This window comes from Bacteroides sp. 3_2_5, assembly GCF_000159855.2.
Taxonomy (GTDB): domain Bacteria; phylum Bacteroidota; class Bacteroidia; order Bacteroidales; family Bacteroidaceae; genus Bacteroides; species Bacteroides fragilis.
The window spans coordinates 2,783,356-2,800,864 of record NZ_JH636044.1 but is presented as its reverse complement, the minus strand read 5'-3'; the positions used below and the strand labels follow the sequence as shown (position 1 = coordinate 2,800,864).

14 protein-coding genes and 2 tRNA genes are annotated in these 17,509 nt (G+C 38.6%); 11 read left to right on the top strand and 5 right to left on the bottom strand.

The features are described 5' to 3' along the window. Nucleotides 1–3 precede the first annotated feature (3 nt). Nucleotides 4–1,101, top strand: a complete 1,098-nt coding sequence (locus tag BSHG_RS06690) for an LptF/LptG family permease (protein ID WP_005787732.1) — start codon at nt 4–6, stop codon at nt 1,099–1,101. A 165-nt stretch (nt 1,102–1,266) separates the two neighbouring features. Here BSHG_RS06690 and BSHG_RS06695 read toward each other — a convergent pair whose 3' ends face one another. Then, nucleotides 1,267–1,776: a thioredoxin family protein gene (locus BSHG_RS06695; protein ID WP_008660257.1), complete on the bottom strand. Its 510-nt coding sequence runs from the start codon at nt 1,774–1,776 to the stop codon at nt 1,267–1,269. 271 nt (nt 1,777–2,047) lie between these two features. Here BSHG_RS06695 and serB point away from each other — a divergent pair, with 271 nt between their 5' ends. Then, nucleotides 2,048–3,271, top strand: coding sequence for a phosphoserine phosphatase SerB (gene serB / locus BSHG_RS06700; protein WP_005793930.1), 1,224 nt, complete (start codon nt 2,048–2,050; stop codon nt 3,269–3,271). Between the two features lie 79 nt (nt 3,272–3,350). Then, nucleotides 3,351–4,607, top strand: coding sequence for a DEAD/DEAH box helicase (locus BSHG_RS06705; protein ID WP_005787725.1), 1,257 nt, complete (start codon nt 3,351–3,353; stop codon nt 4,605–4,607). Nucleotides 4,608–4,677: 70 nt separating this feature from the next. On the opposite strand, the gene BSHG_RS06710 is transcribed toward BSHG_RS06705, so the two are convergent. From BSHG_RS06710 to rfbC, 3 genes are all read right to left on the bottom strand, one after another. Next, on the bottom strand, nt 4,678–5,481 hold the full coding sequence (locus tag BSHG_RS06710) for a DUF4738 domain-containing protein (RefSeq protein ID WP_005787724.1): 804 nt from the start codon (nt 5,479–5,481) through the stop codon (nt 4,678–4,680). 141 nt (nt 5,482–5,622) lie between these two features. After that, entirely contained in the window at nt 5,623–6,936 is a 1,314-nt protein-coding gene (locus BSHG_RS06715) for a UDP-glucose dehydrogenase family protein (protein WP_005787721.1), read from the bottom strand. Between the two features lie 23 nt (nt 6,937–6,959). Next, a complete protein-coding gene (gene rfbC, locus BSHG_RS06720; RefSeq protein ID WP_008660256.1) occupies nt 6,960–7,508 on the bottom strand; it encodes a dTDP-4-dehydrorhamnose 3,5-epimerase in 549 nt (182 codons plus the stop codon). Between the two features lie 158 nt (nt 7,509–7,666). Between rfbC and BSHG_RS06725 the strand changes: the two genes are divergently transcribed. From BSHG_RS06725 to BSHG_RS06755, 7 genes are all read left to right on the top strand, one after another. Next, nucleotides 7,667–8,728 (top strand): SPOR domain-containing protein, encoded by a 1,062-nt coding sequence (locus BSHG_RS06725; protein ID WP_008660255.1) that lies wholly within the window; start codon nt 7,667–7,669, stop codon nt 8,726–8,728. A 10-nt stretch (nt 8,729–8,738) separates the two neighbouring features. Then, nucleotides 8,739–9,272: an FHA domain-containing protein gene (locus BSHG_RS06730; protein ID WP_005793935.1), complete on the top strand. Its 534-nt coding sequence runs from the start codon at nt 8,739–8,741 to the stop codon at nt 9,270–9,272. Between the two features lie 391 nt (nt 9,273–9,663). Next, complete coding sequence (gene uxaC / locus BSHG_RS06735; RefSeq protein ID WP_008660254.1) at nt 9,664–11,070, top strand: glucuronate isomerase; 1,407 nt, start codon at nt 9,664–9,666, stop codon at nt 11,068–11,070. A 149-nt stretch (nt 11,071–11,219) separates the two neighbouring features. Then, nucleotides 11,220–12,608, top strand: a complete 1,389-nt coding sequence (locus BSHG_RS06740; protein WP_005803520.1) for an MFS transporter — start codon at nt 11,220–11,222, stop codon at nt 12,606–12,608. A gap of 78 nt (nt 12,609–12,686) precedes the next feature. Continuing rightward, a complete protein-coding gene (locus tag BSHG_RS06745; RefSeq protein ID WP_008660251.1) occupies nt 12,687–13,490 on the top strand; it encodes an MBL fold metallo-hydrolase in 804 nt (267 codons plus the stop codon). An 88-nt stretch (nt 13,491–13,578) separates the two neighbouring features. Then, nucleotides 13,579–13,651, top strand: a tRNA-Lys gene (locus BSHG_RS06750). Nucleotides 13,652–13,906: 255 nt separating this feature from the next. Next, nucleotides 13,907–15,118 (top strand): MFS transporter, encoded by a 1,212-nt coding sequence (locus BSHG_RS06755; protein ID WP_005793942.1) that lies wholly within the window; start codon nt 13,907–13,909, stop codon nt 15,116–15,118. A gap of 144 nt (nt 15,119–15,262) precedes the next feature. Here BSHG_RS06755 and BSHG_RS06760 read toward each other — a convergent pair whose 3' ends face one another. Further along, complete coding sequence (locus BSHG_RS06760) at nt 15,263–16,405, bottom strand: OprO/OprP family phosphate-selective porin (RefSeq protein ID WP_008660247.1); 1,143 nt, start codon at nt 16,403–16,405, stop codon at nt 15,263–15,265. Between the two features lie 522 nt (nt 16,406–16,927). Here BSHG_RS06760 and BSHG_RS06765 point away from each other — a divergent pair. Further along, nucleotides 16,928–17,000 (top strand) — tRNA-Lys (locus BSHG_RS06765). Nucleotides 17,001–17,509: the final 509 nt, after the last annotated feature.

The window sequence follows — 17,509 nt, the reverse complement described above, 5'->3', positions numbered from 1 at the left end:
TTTATGAGAAGCAATCGTTTTATTAAACGCCTGGACTTATATATCATCAAGAAATTCTTGGGGACGTATGTATTTGCTATTGCATTGATTATCTCCATCGCAGTAGTATTCGACTTCAACGAGAAGATGGATAAGTTTATGGAACGGAGTGCGCCGTGGTCGGCAATCATCTTCGATTACTACATGAACTTTATTCCATATTTCGCGAATCTGTTCAGTCCGTTGTTTGTATTTATTGCTGTCATATTCTTCACCTCTAAACTGGCTGAGAACTCCGAGATTATTGCAATGTTTTCTACCGGTATGAGTTTTAAACGTATGTTGCGTCCTTACATGATATCGGCCGGTATCATTGCGATTTCTACCTTTATATTAGGATCGTATGTGATTCCAAGAGGCAGTGTGACTCGTCTGGACTTTGAAGATAAATACGTGAAAAAGAAAAAGACCACTTATGTACACAATATACAGTTGGAGATAGACACAGGCGTGATTGCTTATATTGATAACTATCAGGATTACAATAAGACAGGAAACCGTTTTTCGCTGGATAAATTCGTAGATAAGAAACTGGTATCCCATTTGACTGCCCGTAGCATTACTTATGATACTACTGCGGTTAATAAATGGACCATTAAGGATTATATGATTCGTAATCTCGACGGATTAAAGGAAACTATTGTCCGTGGAGATAAGATGGATTCCATTATACCGATGGAACCTGCCGATTTCATGATTATGCGTAATCAACAGGAAATGTTGACCAGCCCTCAGCTTAGTGCATATATAGATAAGCAGAAACAAAGGGGTATTGCCAATATCAAAGAGTTTGAAATAGAGTATCATAAACGAATCGCCATGTCATTTGCATCATTCATCCTGACTGTGATCGGAGTATCTCTTTCTTCAAGAAAAACAAAGGGGGGAATGGGATTGCATTTGGGAATAGGACTTGGACTGAGCTTTTCATATATCCTGTTCCAGACCGTGGCATCTACTTTTGCGGTAAATGGAAATATGCCTCCGATGATCGCCATGTGGATTCCTAATTTACTGTATGCGCTGATTGCATTTTACCTATATAGAAAGGCTCCCAAATAATGGATTGCATTTGAATTCAAAGGGTCTAAAAATAAGAATTTCCGCCTGCTCCTGTGAAATCCACAAGTGCGGGCGGAATTTTTTGTTGTATTCATTTCCTCTTTTGTCTCGTTCCCGGGATCGAAATCCTGTTGGGAACCCCCACTCTCTTCTTACGCTTTAAAATCAACCTTTGATTTTGTTTGCATAAGCAGAAAGTTCTGCAGCAGAGATGTTTTTGGCTATAATCACACCATTTCCATCCAATAAATAGTTAGTGAAACCCCGGTTTAAACGGTATTTCTTAAACAAGCCGGAGCTTTCGCCTTTAGTTTCCGCGAAACAGGTGGGCGTAACTATTTGGTCCTTACGAATGGTTTCCTGAAATACCGACTGGTATTCGTCAAATGAAACGGAAACCATTTCCACATCTTGAGAAGTTGATCGAAGCGCATTGCTCAAACTTGCGTTTTGCATCCGGGACTGTGCATCGTAACTTGCCCAAAAACTAAGCAGCACATATTTACCTTTTAAGTCGGTCAAATCAAAATTGTACTGTGCATCTGACGTAGATTCGATTGTGAAATCAGGGGCTACGTCACCCACATTCAAACCTCCGGTGGGTTTGTCTTTTTCTACGAAAGAAGTCAAGGAACTAATTAGTAATACAACAAAAATCCATTTTACATGCCTCATGTAATTCGGTTTTAGTTAATACTATCCGGGACTGTCCTCTAAAACAGTGGTCTCTCCCCGAAACATCGTCTTTTTAGGCACAACAGAGAGGAATCTGTTGACTGTCAAGGCCTTTAATTCAGAAACCGGGTGCAAAGGTAAGTAAATATTATTCCAACTTCCAAATAAACAAGTAATTTTCTCTCTTTTTAAGTGCAGTTTTTTATGTTATTTAGCATAAATACTGGGAATTTTCCCCTACTTTTGCAGGATACTTAATGAACATTCAGCTATGCAACCATCAAAAACAGAATTAATTCTGATTCGTATTACCGGTGAAGATCGTCCGGGACTTACAGCCTCCGTAACAGAGATATTGGCAAAATACGATGCCACTATCCTGGATATTGGTCAGGCAGATATTCATAACACCCTTTCACTGGGCATTCTCTGTATGACTGAGGAACAACTCTCGGGATTTATGATGAAAGAGTTGCTTTTTAAGGCATCTTCCTTGGGAGTAACCATTCGTTTCTATCCGATTACCGAAGAAGAGTATGAAAGCTGGGTGAATATGCAAGGTAAGAACCGCTATATCCTTACATTGCTGGGACGTAAACTTACGGCTCGTCAGATTGCGGCGGTTACCCGTATTTTAGCTGAGCAGGACATGAATATTGATGCCATCAAACGTCTGACCGGACGTATTCCATTGGATGAGCGTAAAATGCATACCCGAGCCTGTATTGAATTCTCGGTTCGCGGTACTCCCCGGGATAAAGAAGCTATGCAGGGACAGTTGATGAAATTGGCCAGTGAACTTGAAATGGATTTCTCTTTCCAGTTGGATAATATGTATCGCCGTATGCGCCGCCTGATCTGTTTCGATATGGACTCTACATTAATAGAAACCGAAGTAATTGACGAACTTGCTATACGTGCCGGTGTAGGTGCTGAAGTAAAAGCAATTACGGAACGTGCCATGAGGGGAGAAATTGACTTTACGGAAAGTTTTCGTGAGCGGGTTGCACTGCTGAAAGGACTGGACGAATCTGTAATGCAGGAAATTGCCGAGAGTCTGCCAATAACTGAAGGGGTGGATCGCTTGATGTATGTTCTGAAGAAGTATGGTTATAAGATTGCTATCCTTTCGGGAGGTTTCACCTACTTTGGACAGTATTTGCAGAAGAAATACGGTGTTGATTATGTATATGCCAATGAACTTGAGATTGTAGACGGCAAGCTGACGGGGCGTTATTTGGGAGATGTGGTAGATGGAAAGCGTAAAGCGGAACTGCTGCGATTGATCGCTCAGGTAGAAAAAGTAGATATCGCTCAAACCATTGCTGTTGGGGATGGAGCTAATGATCTTCCTATGTTGGGAGTTGCCGGTCTTGGCATTGCCTTTCATGCAAAACCCAAAGTTGTGGCCAATGCCAAACAATCTATTAATACGATTGGGCTTGATGGCGTACTTTACTTCCTGGGATTTAAGGACTCTTATTTGAATATGTAAGAGTGGAAAGAATAAAAGAACCCGAAAAATTTGTACTACGTAGTGAATTTTCTATCTTTGCGAGCAAATAAAATAAACGATGAAGTTTTCCGAATTACAATTAAATGACAATGTACTTGAAGCACTCGACGCTATGCGTTTTGAGGAATGTACTCCTATACAAGAACAAGCGATCCCAGTAATACTCGAAGGTAGAGACTTAATCGCTGTAGCGCAGACAGGAACCGGTAAGACGGCTGCCTTTTTGTTGCCTATATTGAATAAATTGTCGGAAGGTGGACATCCGGAAGATGCCATCAACTGTGTGATTATGTCACCTACCCGTGAACTGGCCCAACAAATAGATCAACAAATGGAGGGCTTCTCTTATTTTATGCCTGTTTCAAGTGTGGCTGTTTACGGAGGAAATGACGGAATACTTTTTGAGCAGCAGAAAAAAGGCTTGATGCTTGGTGCCGATGTGGTTATAGCTACACCGGGACGCCTGATTGCACATCTGAGTCTGGGATACGTTGATTTATCCCGGGTTTCTTATTTTATTCTTGATGAAGCAGACCGTATGCTTGATATGGGGTTCTACGAGGATATTATGCAGATCGTAAAATATTTGCCAAAAGAACGCCAGACGATTATGTTTTCCGCTACCATGCCAGCTAAGATTCAGCAATTGGCCAATACTATCCTGAATAACCCTGCTGAAGTCAAACTGGCCGTATCGAAACCTGCTGAAAAAATTGTTCAGGCTGCTTATGTCTGTTACGAAAATCAGAAATTGGGTATTGTAAGAAGCTTGTTTGCGGAAGAGGTGCCCGAAAGAGTTATCATTTTTGCATCTTCAAAGATAAAAGTAAAAGAAGTGGCAAAGGCGCTGAAAATGATGAAGTTGAATGTTGGAGAAATGCATTCTGATCTTGAGCAGGTACAGCGTGAATTTATTATGCATGAATTCAAATCGGGACGTATCAACATTTTGGTCGCTACAGACATTGTATCCAGAGGGATAGATATTGATGATATCCGGTTGGTGATTAATTTCGATGTTCCACATGACAGTGAAGATTATGTTCACCGCATCGGACGTACTGCACGTGCGAACAATGATGGAGTTGCCCTCACGTTTGTGAATGAGAAAGAACAAACTAATTTTAAGAATATCGAGAATTTCCTCGAAAAAGAAATTTATAAGATACCGGTACCGGCTGAATTGGGGGAAGCTCCTCAATATAATCCTCGTTCGTATACTAACGCAGGAAGAGGAGGAAGAAACTTCCGGAACGGAAATAGAAAAAATAATAACGGTGGACGTTCTACGGCACCCAGATCGGGCAGAAGATAAGCGTAAAGCTTTTCTGCCCTTTTTCTCTTAATACTCTTTTTGCTATTTGTAATTCTTCGGTCAGGTCGGTTTATTTATATTTTGCAGCCGTTATATTTAGTTTTCCATCGAAACTGATGGTAAGATTCACAAGATTGCATACCGGACTTTCCGGAATACAGACGAGTGCTTGATAATGATAGCCTTTGCGGTCAATTCCCGTAAAATTCATATCAGATAGAATGGCCTGTTGCAGAAAATCTGTTGGAATTACATCTACAAACATTTGCTTGGTAATGTCCTTGGCATATAAACTTTTCTTGCCTTCATACACACATATATGCATTACATTGTCATAGTAAATATTGTCCATACTGATACCATCTTCCGAATAAGTTGTTTTCACTACTTTCATTTGTGAGGGGTTGATGTATACATAGGCTCTGTAGCGGACGCCATCGAACATTACCACACTGTCCTTCTTAGTGACTTCTGTATAGGTCGGAATAATTTCAACCGACTTAAAGGAGAATGCCAATGTATCATTAGGATCTTCCGACTTATGGAGCTTGATAATATTATCAGCCAGAGAATGGAACCAAAAAGAATATTCACTCTGCTTGTCAATTTGATAGTGGGTTACGTCTTTGCCATAGGTATAGAGCGTATCTTTTAGGATTTTGAAATAAACCGGAGCACTTTGAGCATCGGAATAATAAATCGTATCTCCTATTATGCGCATCAAGGGAGTTTCAGTTTCATCATCAAGCCAAATGCCTTGGAGAATCTCTTTGGCCTTGGGGTCTTCATTTTCTTCAGAGGGCTGTTGTCCTTTGCCATTATTGCATGCTACGAATAAGACCGTCAGTAACAATGTTGCAATGTACTTTATCATCTGTTTAATTTTGTGCAAAATTACTCATTTATATCGATAAAGATATAAAAAAAGAGCTGAAAAGTAAATTGGGGGTTACAAAAAAACTCTTAACTTTTCAGCTCTGTTATCAGGTTTGTGAGGATGCGGTGGTATAAGGTATTATTTGCCGATACAATGGTAAATAAAACCCTGTTCTTCCATTTCTTTTTTATCATAAATGTTACGTCCGTCCATGACTACCTGTTGTGACATTGTTTTTTTCACAACGGCCCACGAAGGCAGACGAAATTCTTTCCATTCGGTTACCAGCATCAAAGCATCAGCATCCAAAACCGCATCATACATGTCGCGTGCATAGTATATGGTTTCGCCGATTCGTCTTTTACATTCATTTGCTGCTGCGGGATCATAGGCCCGTACTTTGCAGCCGGCTTTCAACAGTTTGTCAATTAGGACCAATGCAGGTGCTTCGCGCATATCATCTGTTTCCGGTTTGAATGCCAATCCCCACAATGCAACTGTTTTACCTTCCAGATTTCCATTATATTGTTTTACCAGTTTGTCGAATAACAGGCTTTTCTGATTTTCGTTCACTTCTTCTACTGCCTGTAACACACGCATCTGATATCCATTCTGTTCTGCTGTCTTTATCAAAGCTTTTACGTCTTTGGGGAAACATGACCCACCATAACCAATGCCTGGATAAAGGAACTTACGTCCGATACGAGTATCCGAACCGATACCGCTACGCACCATATTTACATCAGCTCCTACTAACTCACACAGATTAGCGATGTCGTTCATGAAACTGATACGAGTAGCCAACATTGAGTTTGCGGCATATTTGGTCATTTCGGCAGAGGGAATATCCATGAATATCACGCGGAAATTATTTAGCATGAATGGCTTATATAGCTTAGTCATTAATTTTTCTGCACGTTCCGATTCCACACCGATTACAACACGGTCAGGACTCATAAAGTCATTGACTGCATTACCCTCTTTCAGAAACTCAGGATTGGAAGCTACATCAAATTCTATTTTGGCACCCCGTTTGTCTAATTCTTCCTGAATGGCATTACGAACTTTGCATGCTGTACCTACAGGTACGGTACTTTTGGTGACTACAAGTTTGTATTTCTTCATGTTTTGTCCAATGGTACGTGCCACAGCGAGTACATAACTCAAATCAGCACTTCCATCTTCATCAGGTGGGGTTCCGACAGCAGAGAACACTACTTCTACATCATCCAGGCAACTTTCCAGTGAAGTCGTAAACTTTAGTCGACCGGCTTTGGTATTGCGGATGACCATTTCTTCCAATCCATTTTCATAAATGGGGATAATCCCCTTTTTAAGCGCCTCTATTTTTTCGCTGTTGGTGTCAACACAAGTAACATCCACGCCAATTTCCGCAAAACAGGTTCCTGTGACCAAACCTACGTATCCGGTTCCGACAATTGCAATTTTCATGTTCTTTTATTTATTGAGGGTTTCTATTCAAAATATTCTGCTTCCCGAAAGGCTCCTGCCTGCTTGTCTTTCTCTGACATGACAAGTTGAGAATCGGCAATAGGCCAGTCGATAGCCAATGCCGGATCATTGTATAGGATAGAAGCCTCAGATTGGGGGGCATATATATTATCTACCTTATAAGTAAAGATAGCTATTTCGCTTTTCACTAAAAATCCATGGGCAAACCCACGGGGAATAAAAAGCTGGCGTTTATTTTCGTCGCTTAACAATACGCTGATATGCTTTCCAAATGTAGGTGATGACTTTCTTAAATCGACAGCCACATCCAGCACTTCACCTTTGATGACACGCACTAGTTTGGCTTGGCTATAGGTTCCTTTTTGATAATGGAGTCCGCGTAACGTGCCGAATGAAGATTGAGATTCATTATCTTGTATAAAATTTATCTGTCCGATAGTAGCATCAAATTCCTGTTGCTTGAATGCTTCCATGAAATATCCGCGCGGATCGAAAAAAATCTTCGGTTCAATGATCCACACACCATCTATTTCTGTTTGTATATAATTCATTCGTTTCTGATGATATTATTAAGTAGCGCAAAAGTAGGCATTTTTTCTAATATGACAGTTATAGATGGCTAAGAAAGGAAGCCAGCGTTTAGCATTTGTTAATAATAAAATGTGCGGTTTTATGGCATATCTTGAATTAATCAGTTAATTTTGCACACATGATTGAATTGGCACAGCATATTGAAGTATTATTATTAGAGAATGATTGTGTGATCGTTCCCGGTTTTGGTGGATTTATAGCTCACTACGCTCCTGCTATGAGAGTGGCTGAAGAGAATTTATTCCTCCCGCCTACCCGTACTATTGGTTTCAATCCTCAATTGACGTTGAATGATGGTGTCTTAGTACAATCTTATATGGCTGTGTACGATACTAACTTCTCGGATGCTACCAAAATGGTAGAAAAAGAGGTGGCAGAACTTATCTCCGCTCTGCATGAGGATGGAAAAACTGATCTTCCTAATATTGGAGAAATCCGCTATACCATTCATAATACTTACGAGTTTGTTCCTTACGACAATAAAATTACCACTCCTTACCTCTATGGGCTCGACTCGTTTGAGATGAAGGAGTTGTCGGCTTTGCGACGTCCGGAGAAAGAACAAATTCTTCCGACTGTTCTTAAGAAAAAGACAAGTTATGAATTCAGAGCGAACTGGGCCTTTTTGAGAAATGCCGTAGCTATGATTGCAGCGGTTGCATTGTTTTTCTTTATGTCAACACCGGTAGAGAATACATATATTGAAAAAGGAAATTATGCCCGGCTACTGCCAACTGATTTGTTTGAAAAGATAGAGAAACAATCGGTGGCAATGACTCCGGTTATGCTAAAATCAGTTGATGCCATCCCACAAACCAAACCGGCAACTGCGAAGAAAAAGTCGTCCACTGTTCGTAAAGTATCTGTAGTAAAGCCGGTTGCGGTAAAAGAAGTGAAAGTTAACCAACCGGAAAAGACAATGAAAGCAACCGAAACTAAGGTTGTGGAAAAAACTTTTCCATATCATATAATTATTGCCAGCGTAGCTAATACGAAAGATGCGGAGGCGATGGCAGGTGAACTTAAAGCCAAGGGATATACAGGTGCCAAAGTATTGACGGGTGACGGTAAGATTCGCGTGAGTATTATGTCATGTGCCGATCGTGAAGATGCCAACCGTCAATTGTTGAAATTAAGAGAGAACGAGGCTTATAAGAACGCCTGGATGTTAGCTAAATAAATATTTTATAATGAAAAGAATTCTTTGTCCTAAATGTGAGAACTATCTTTCTTTTGATGAAACTAAATATAGCGAAGGCCAGTCATTGGTTTTTGTATGTGAACACTGTGGTAAGCAATTCAGTATTCGTCTGGGGAAGAGTAAGATGAAGGCTCCTCGTAAGGAAGAGAAATTGGATGAAGATGTATATAAAGAAGAGTTTGGCTGTATCGTTGTCATTGAAAATGTCTTCGGTTTCAAGCAAGTTTTACCTCTGCAAGAAGGTGATAATATCATTGGCCGCCGTTGTGTAGGTACAGATATTAATACTCCGATTGAAACCGGTGATATGAGTATGGACAGACGCCACTGTATTATTAATGTGAAGCGTAACAGACAAGGAGAATTGGTTTATACTCTTCGTGATGCCCCAAGCCTGACCGGAACTTTCTTGATGAACGAGATCTTGGGGGATAAAGACCGTATTCGCATTGATGACGGAGCCATTATTACTATTGGAGCCACTACTCTTATCCTTCGTGCTGCAAAAAAAGAAGAAATTTGACCTCCTATTAGAAGGTATAAGCAGTAGTATGCGGTGCACACCAAACATTTGGGATATCCGTATTTTAAGAAGTTAACATCTTAAGAATACGATATTAACATCCTATATGTAGGAAGTTAACTTCTTGGAAATAGGAAGTCAACTTCATTGGAGGTAGGAAGTTAACATCCTGTAACCTTCATTCTGATAAAACGTTTTTCCTTTCTTATTTTAAGACCAAAATCCTATAAATATCCGGTTTATTTTTGTATCTCTAAGTAATTTTTTTAATTTTGTGTTCGATAACGATTGATGAAATCAAAATATAAATAGAAGGTATTTTGCTTATAATCAATAGTGTAATCTTGGTTATATCTTAGATAATTATTCTATACAATAAAAGCACAAAAGAATGAAAAATTTTATGGATAAAAATTTCCTGCTTCAAACCGAAACGGCTCAGGAATTATATCATAATCATGCGGCTAAGATGCCAATTATTGATTATCATTGTCATTTAAATCCCCAAATGGTAGCGGATGATTATCGGTTTAAGTCCTTAACTGAAATATGGCTAGGCGGTGATCATTATAAATGGCGTGCCATGCGTTCCAATGGTGTGGATGAATGCTTTTGTACCGGTAAAGAAACGTCAGATTGGGAGAAATTTGAGAAATGGGCAGAAACGGTCCCATATACTTTCCGTAATCCACTGTACCACTGGACGCATTTGGAACTGAAAACTGCATTTGGTATTGATAAAGTACTAAATCCGAAAACAGCACGTGAAATTTATGATGAATGTAATGAGAAACTTTCTTCTCAGGAATATTCTGCCCGCGGAATGATGCGACGTTATCATGTGGAAACCGTATGTACAACGGATGATCCTATCGATTCATTGGAATATCATATTAGAACTCGCGAAAGTGGATTTGAAATCAAGATGCTTCCCACATGGCGTCCGGATAAAGTTATGGCTGTGGAAGTTCCTTCAGATTTTCGCACTTATATAGAAAAATTGTCAGAAATAAGTGAGATTACTATTTCTGACTATAATGATATGATCTTAGCTTTACGTAAACGTCACGACTATTTTGCAGAGCAAGGGTGTAAGCTGTCTGATCACGGGATCGAAGAATTTTATGCTGAGGACTATACGGAAGGTGAGATTAAAACTATTTTCAATAAAATATACGGCGGTTCGGAACTGACAAAAGAAGAAGTTTTGAAGTTTAAATCGGCAATGTTAATTGTGCTCGGTGAAATGGACTGGGAAAAAGGATGGACACAACAATTTCATTACGGTGCTATTCGGAACAATAACAGCCGAATGTTCAAGCTGTTGGGTCCTGATACGGGATTTGATTCAATAGGTGAGTTTGCTACGGCTAAAGCCATGAGTAAATTCCTGGATCGGCTGAATTCAAAAGGTAAGTTGACTAAAACAATTCTGTATAATCTGAATCCTTGTGCAAACGAAGTAATTGCCACCATGATAGGTAATTTTCAAGATGGGAGTATACCTGGTAAGATTCAGTTCGGGTCGGGATGGTGGTTCCTTGATCAGAAGGATGGAATGGAAAGGCAATTAAATGCTCTTTCTCTTCTTGGATTATTGAGCCGCTTTGTGGGAATGTTGACGGATTCTCGTTCGTTCCTCTCCTATCCTCGTCATGAATATTTTCGTCGTACTTTATGTAATTTATTGGGGTGTGATGTGGAAAACGGTGAGATACCTTTATCGGAAATGGAGCGTGTCTGTCAGATGGTTGAAGATATCAGTTATTTTAATGCTAAAAACTTTTTTCATTTTTAATTAGTGTCATCTTATCTGTTACAATAAACTGAGTCGGGAATTCGCTTTGCAAGCCTTTTTCCGGCTTTTATTTTAGATGTGTGGGTGTCGCATTGGCAGAAAATCTTATCTTTGCGTCCTATTATCAATTTAAAAAAAGAAAAACATAAATGAACAATTCCCCTCAGCCTGCTGCCAAAGGGTTCACAAGAGCCTTTTATGTCAGCAACACAGTCGAACTGTTTGAACGCATGGCTTACTATGCTGTGTTTATCGTTCTCACTATTTACTTATCTACTATTTTAGGTTTTAATGATTTCGAAGCAAGTATGATTTCCGGTCTTTTTTCCGGTGGATTATACTTGCTTCCTATTTTTACCGGAGCATATGCCGATAAGATTGGTTTTCGTAAATCAATGCTTGTTGCCTTTTCGTTATTAACTGCCGGATACTTTGGTTTAGGAGTATTGCCTACATTGCTTGAAAGTACCGGGTTGGTGAGCTATGGGGCAAGTACCCATTTTAGTGGATTGACAGATAGCGTTTTCCGTTGGTTGATAGTGCCGGTTTTATTTATAATCATGATAGGCGGCTCATTTATTAAGTCTGTTATTTCGGCTTCTGTTGCCAAGGAAACAACCGAGGCTACCCGTGCACGTGGATATTCTATTTTCTACATGATGGTTAACATCGGTGCTTTTACCGGAAAAACAGTTATCGATCCTCTCCGAAATATGATTGGTGATCAGGCATATATTTACATAAACTATTTCTCCGGATTTATGACTCTCATTGCTTTGTTGGCTGTTTTCTTTTTGTATAAATCAACTCATACCGTAGGAGAAGGAAAAAGTATGCGTGAGATCGGACAAGGTTTCTTGCGTATTGTCACCAATTGGCGTTTATTGATTCTAATACTTATTATCACGGGATTTTGGATGGTGCAGCACCAACTTTATGCCACGATGCCAAAGTATGTAATTCGTATGGCAGGTGAAACAGCCAAACCGGGATGGATTGCTAATGTAAATCCTTTTGTTGTAGTATGTTGCGTTAGTTTTGTAACTCGTTGGATGGCAAAACGAAGTGCTATTACCTCAATGAATATTGGTATGTTTCTGATTCCGGTCTCTGCTCTATTGATGGCATGCGGCAATCTTTTGGATAATGAAGTTGTTTCTGGAATGAGCAACATTACATTGATGATGATTGCCGGTATTGTAGTTCAAGGTTTGGCAGAATGTTTTATATCTCCCCGTTATCTGGAATATTTTTCTCTACAGGCTCCCAAAGGTGAGGAAGGTATGTATTTAGGGTTTAGTCATCTTCATTCTTTTTTATCTTCCATTTTCGGATTTGGTCTTGCCGGCGTTCTGCTGACCAAGTATTGTCCGGATCCAACTTTGTTTGAATCCAGAGAGGCCTGGGAAGTTGCCAGTGTGAATGCACATTACATCTGGTATTACTTTGCGGCAATCGGTTTGGTTGCAGCAATTGCTTTGCTTATTTTTGCAAAAATCACTGATTTCATCGATAAAAAGAAGAAAACTAACGTCTGATTGTTTCCTTTTTTATGTATATTTGCCGACAATTTGCCATAAAAGTTGCCGGCAATTTGCATTAAAAAGAAGAGAATAATGAAGATTAGATTTATAAGCCTGGCCAGTGGCAGTAGTGGAAACTGCTATTATCTAGGTACCGAAAAATATGGCATACTGATTGATGCGGGTATTGGAATTCGTACCATTAAAAAATCACTGAAGGACATAAATGTGACTATGGACTCAATACGTGCAGTATTTATTACTCACGATCATGCCGATCATATTAAAGCTGTAGGACATTTAGGTGAGAAATTGAATATTCCGGTATATACTACGGCACGTGTACATGCAGGAATCAATAAAAGCTATTGTATGACAGAAAAGTTGCATGGTTCTGTACGCTATTTGGAGAAAGAAGAACCGATGCAATTGGAAGATTTTCGTATCGAGTCTTTTGAAGTTCCGCATGATGGAACAGATAATGTAGGTTATTGTATAGAAATTGACGGAAAGGTTTTTTCATTCCTTACCGACTTGGGAGAGATTACTCCAACTGCTGCCCGATATATTTGCAAAGCCCACTATCTGATCATTGAGGCTAATTATGATGAAGAAATGCTTCGTATGGGACCTTATCCGACATATCTGAAAGAGCGTATCTCAAGTAAAACAGGTCATATGAGTAATATAGATACCGCCAACTTTCTTGCGGAAAACATAATGGAGCATCTTCGTTATATTTGGCTTTGCCATCTGAGTAAAGATAATAATCATCCGGAGTTAGCATATAAGACAGTTGAGTGGAAATTGAAGAGTAAAGGTATTATTGTCGGGAAAGATGTGCAACTACTTGCTTTAAAGAGAAATACGCCTTCGGAGCTCTATGAGTTTGAATAAATGTGAGAAAAAAAGAGTAAAAAACAGGTCTGTTTATTTGGTAGTATAAAATAAAAGCCATACTTTTGCAACCGCAAACGAGAAACAAGCACTCTTAGCTCAGCTGGTAGAGCAATTGACTCTTAATCAATGGGTCCAGGGTTCGAGTCCCTGAGGGTGTACAAAAGGAGATTATAAATAATCTCCTTTTTGTTTTTGGTGGCATTTTGAAATATTGTTTTATCTTTGCCACCGCAAAAATTAATTTGATGAAAACAACTTATCAGTTTAACATACTCGTCAATCATTTGGAGCTGGCTTAGTTACAGTTCCATCCTATTTTAGATATACCTTAGGTTTTTCAGGGAGGTATCCTATTCTTTCTTCTTCTGTATAGATGCAACAGGGAAATAATTTCATTCTTTATCAAACTTATTATGAATAATTGGAAGAAAAAGTTTATCATTATATGGACAGGGCAACTATTCTCTATACTAAGTAGTTCTATTGCCCAGTTTTCTATTGTTTTGTGGATTAGTCTTAAAACGGGATCTGCGGAGGTATTGTCATTTGCAACTATCGCTGCTTTATTACCACAAGCTTTATTAGGCCCTTTTGCCGGCGTCTTTGTCGATCGTTGGAATCGCAAATGGACTATGATTGGTGCTGACAGCTTTGTCGCTCTCTGTTCCGGAGTGATCGCTTTACTGTTCTATTTGGATATAATCGAATTATGGCATATATATCTTTTACTTATGTTGCGTTCGGTTGGCGGTGCATTTCATACGCCTGCCATGAAATCCTCTGTACCATTGTTGGCACCGGAAAAAGAGCTTATGCGCATTGCGGGTATCAATCAAGCTATCCAGTCGATTTGTAACATTGGTGGTCCGGCTCTTGGAGCCATATTGCTTCTTGCGTTTGACATGAGTCTTGTCATGCTTCTAGATGTATTGGGAGCTATAATAGCTTGTACAGCTTTACTTTTTGTGTATATTCCCAATCCTAAACAAGAAAATACCTCAGCTAAAAATGTACTTTATGATATGCGAGATGGATTTAATGTAATTATGCGTAATAAAGGAGTCAGTTGGGTAATGGTAACTGAAGTTCTGGTTACATTTTTTGTTATGCCAATGGTGGCATTGATGCCGTTGATGACTTTGAAAAATTTCTCGGGAACAGCGTATCAAGTAAGTTTGATAGAAACTCTTTTCGGTGCTGGCATGTTGGCCGGTGGTGCCTTATTGGGTGTATGGAATCCAAAGATACGTAAAACCTTGCTGATTGCTATTTCCTATTTTTTGCTTGGTGCGGCATTGGCATTTTGTGGAATACTTCCGGCTGATGGTTTTGTACTTTTTGCAGCATTAACAGTGGCACAAGGTATAGTTGTCCCATTTTTTTCCGGGCCTTTTACCTCATTACTGCAAACTCAGTTTAAACCGGCATATTTAGGACGTGTGTTTTCCCTTTTTGACAGCGTGAGCTTATTGCCTTCTATCATTGGGTTGTTCATTACCGGATTTATTGCTGATAGTTTAGGAATAGCCAATATTTTTATCTGTTGTGGGATAGCAATTGTATTTACCTCAATTTTGATGATGTGCATTCCGGCTGTCAGAGATCTGGAAAAGCAAAGTAAATAGATATGGGATTGGTTATCCTAAATAAAAAGCTGATCACCGTTCGTGCTTCTTTACTTATCATCGGTAAAGAATCGCAAATGGTGATCCAGCCTCTCTATAGGATTACAATAGGAAATATGATCAGACGATGGAAGCAATAGCCAATTAAAAAATGAATTGAAATCGTCCTTGAAAAACACTAAAGTTTTTACGGCTGATCTCTTTTATATTGGCTCCGGGCATCAGATAGCTATAGTTTAATTTTATACCTATATATTTATTAATATAATAGTTGAGTCCGATGGAGATATCTTTTTGTTCTCCTCCCCAAATGGCGGCATCCTCATCGTTGAGTGTCAAATAGTTAAATCGTGAACAAACCTCCAAACTTTTTCCTTCCGGACGACCAGCACATGCAATAGATTCATCGTACAGATAAGTTTCTCCGGATAAAAGCCAAGAGCACTGAAGGTAGGCTCCTTGTGCCACATAGTTCTTAAAAGCATTGTCTCGTTCCACATGAGTACGTATATATTCACTTTGCAGGCAGAAACGGTGATAATAAACCAGTAATTCTGTGCCAAATTTTATCTGATACGCTGCATGATCAATAGTAGCCATTGCAATATTTCGGTTATCAATCGTACTCACACCAGGAGATTTATAGATAAATATGTTTTTATCTTCTTCATTTAAGGATTCGTTAGGGGTGCGGTAATTGGCCGCAAAACCTATATGAATAAGTTTCTTGCTATCTAAAACCGGACGATATACTACCCTGCCATCCAAAGCATATCCATGTGACGCTTTTTTTAGGTTGTTGACTTCATTATCCATGAATGCCCCTCCTGACATATAATGACGTTTGTTTCGGTAACTATAAGTGATTCCCATTCGCCTGCCGTTTGTTAATGCAAGAACAGCTCCTGGAGATTGATTAAAGCGAATGTCGAAAGTGCTGCACATCATTTCTAAACTAAACGGTTCGTAGAATTGTCCGACTTGTATAGAATGGTTCTTGTATGTGTACGTTGCAAAAGCATCTTTTATTGTCGCTTTATTGCCGGTATAGCCTATTTCAAGTTTCATATCCCAATTTTGATATGCGACTTTTGCACCTATCCGAAGATCACTGAATTCAACTCCATTACCAAAATTATTATCATTTTTGAGATAAACACCGCCATCCAGAAGCATGCGTCCTGTCACTTTACATTGTAGTTTATCCGGATTAGACTGTGCTGAAGATATCAAAGCGTAAGATATACCTAATAGATAAAATAAGGTGTGTTTTAAATATAAATTCATTCGTTATTAGATTTTTAGTTTTGCTGTTTATTTCGACTACAAAAATACATCAAAAGAAATATAGATGAAATGAATATTATAAATTATTGATATAATGGTATGCCCAACCGCTTGAAATATTATAATATTAATGTAATAAAATTGATGTGGAGAATTATCAGCATAGTGGATCTTATAAAATATTATATCCATATCTGTTGGATTATAATAGTTTACGTGAATTATTCGATAGAGAGTATTATAAAGCCTATCTAAAAAACTCCTTAGGATATTTTTCTTTATTCAAAGTATAATTTGTTTTTTACTAAATATTAATCTGAAATTTTTTTCTTTGCTATACATCATTGTGAATGAGATCATTTGTTTTGTGTGATTATTTGTAACTTGATACTTAAAAACAACAGTTTATTCTTTATACGGAATAAAAGACATTATTCCGTATTAAAAAAGTCTCTTAAATATTTGCCATTTAAAAATAAAGGTTTACCTTTGCACCCGAAATCAAGAACGCTTGATGGCAATGCACTCTTAGCTCAGCTGGTAGAGCAATTGACTCTTAATCAATGGGTCCAGGGTTCGAGTCCCTGAGGGTGTACAAGTTAAAAAAGGAAAAGCTCTGAAAATCATTTTTTAGAGCTTTTCCTTTTTAATTATTTCAGGATATAATGTAAAATCTGAGGAGAATTTCTCTTTTCTGATAATACAAAAATCCAAATGAGTTCAATTAAATGCCCTATACAAGTACGTCCATTTGCTATCTAGAAGTTGTTTTATTTCTTCTTATATATCACTTCTCTAAGTCTAGCCATAAAGGAGTACACATACCAGTTCGCTAAATGGGAGTATCGTCTGATTGACAGGTGTAAAACCGAACAGAGGAGCAATAGAACGAATGAGGCAAAAATTGATTTTATACGTTTGTCATTGTTCTTATGAAATGTTAGCATTCTTACGCTGACATCAGTTTCTTTTTAATGATAATACCTTTCAGATTGAAAAGTTATATGTAAAATTGATGAGGATATTGAGTTTTATGTATTTGACAGTAAATAGATGGATAATTATAGCAAAAAGACTGGAAAAAAATGGTTTTAATTTTGTTTT

Bases quoted from the DNA above. Each gene is read 5' to 3' on its own strand.
- BSHG_RS06740 (WP_005803520.1), top strand. From the start codon at position 11,220: ATGAACAATTCCCCTCAGCCTGCTGCCAAAGGGTTCACAAGAGCCTTT.
- BSHG_RS06725 (WP_008660255.1), top strand. From the start codon at position 7,667: ATGATTGAATTGGCACAGCATATTGAAGTATTATTATTAGAGAATGAT.
- BSHG_RS06695 (WP_008660257.1), bottom strand. From the start codon at position 1,776: ATGAGGCATGTAAAATGGATTTTTGTTGTATTACTAATTAGTTCCTTG.
- BSHG_RS06715 (WP_005787721.1), bottom strand. From the start codon at position 6,936: ATGAAAATTGCAATTGTCGGAACCGGATACGTAGGTTTGGTCACAGGA.
- BSHG_RS06755 (WP_005793942.1), top strand. From the start codon at position 13,907: ATGAATAATTGGAAGAAAAAGTTTATCATTATATGGACAGGGCAACTA.
- BSHG_RS06730 (WP_005793935.1), top strand. From the start codon at position 8,739: ATGAAAAGAATTCTTTGTCCTAAATGTGAGAACTATCTTTCTTTTGAT.
- BSHG_RS06710 (WP_005787724.1), bottom strand. From the start codon at position 5,481: ATGATAAAGTACATTGCAACATTGTTACTGACGGTCTTATTCGTAGCA.
- serB (WP_005793930.1), top strand. From the start codon at position 2,048: ATGCAACCATCAAAAACAGAATTAATTCTGATTCGTATTACCGGTGAA.
- BSHG_RS06760 (WP_008660247.1), bottom strand. From the start codon at position 16,405: ATGAATTTATATTTAAAACACACCTTATTTTATCTATTAGGTATATCT.
- BSHG_RS06705 (WP_005787725.1), top strand. From the start codon at position 3,351: ATGAAGTTTTCCGAATTACAATTAAATGACAATGTACTTGAAGCACTC.
- rfbC (WP_008660256.1), bottom strand. From the start codon at position 7,508: ATGAATTATATACAAACAGAAATAGATGGTGTGTGGATCATTGAACCG.
- uxaC (WP_008660254.1), top strand. From the start codon at position 9,664: ATGAAAAATTTTATGGATAAAAATTTCCTGCTTCAAACCGAAACGGCT.
- BSHG_RS06745 (WP_008660251.1), top strand. From the start codon at position 12,687: ATGAAGATTAGATTTATAAGCCTGGCCAGTGGCAGTAGTGGAAACTGC.
- BSHG_RS06690 (WP_005787732.1), top strand. From the start codon at position 4: ATGAGAAGCAATCGTTTTATTAAACGCCTGGACTTATATATCATCAAG.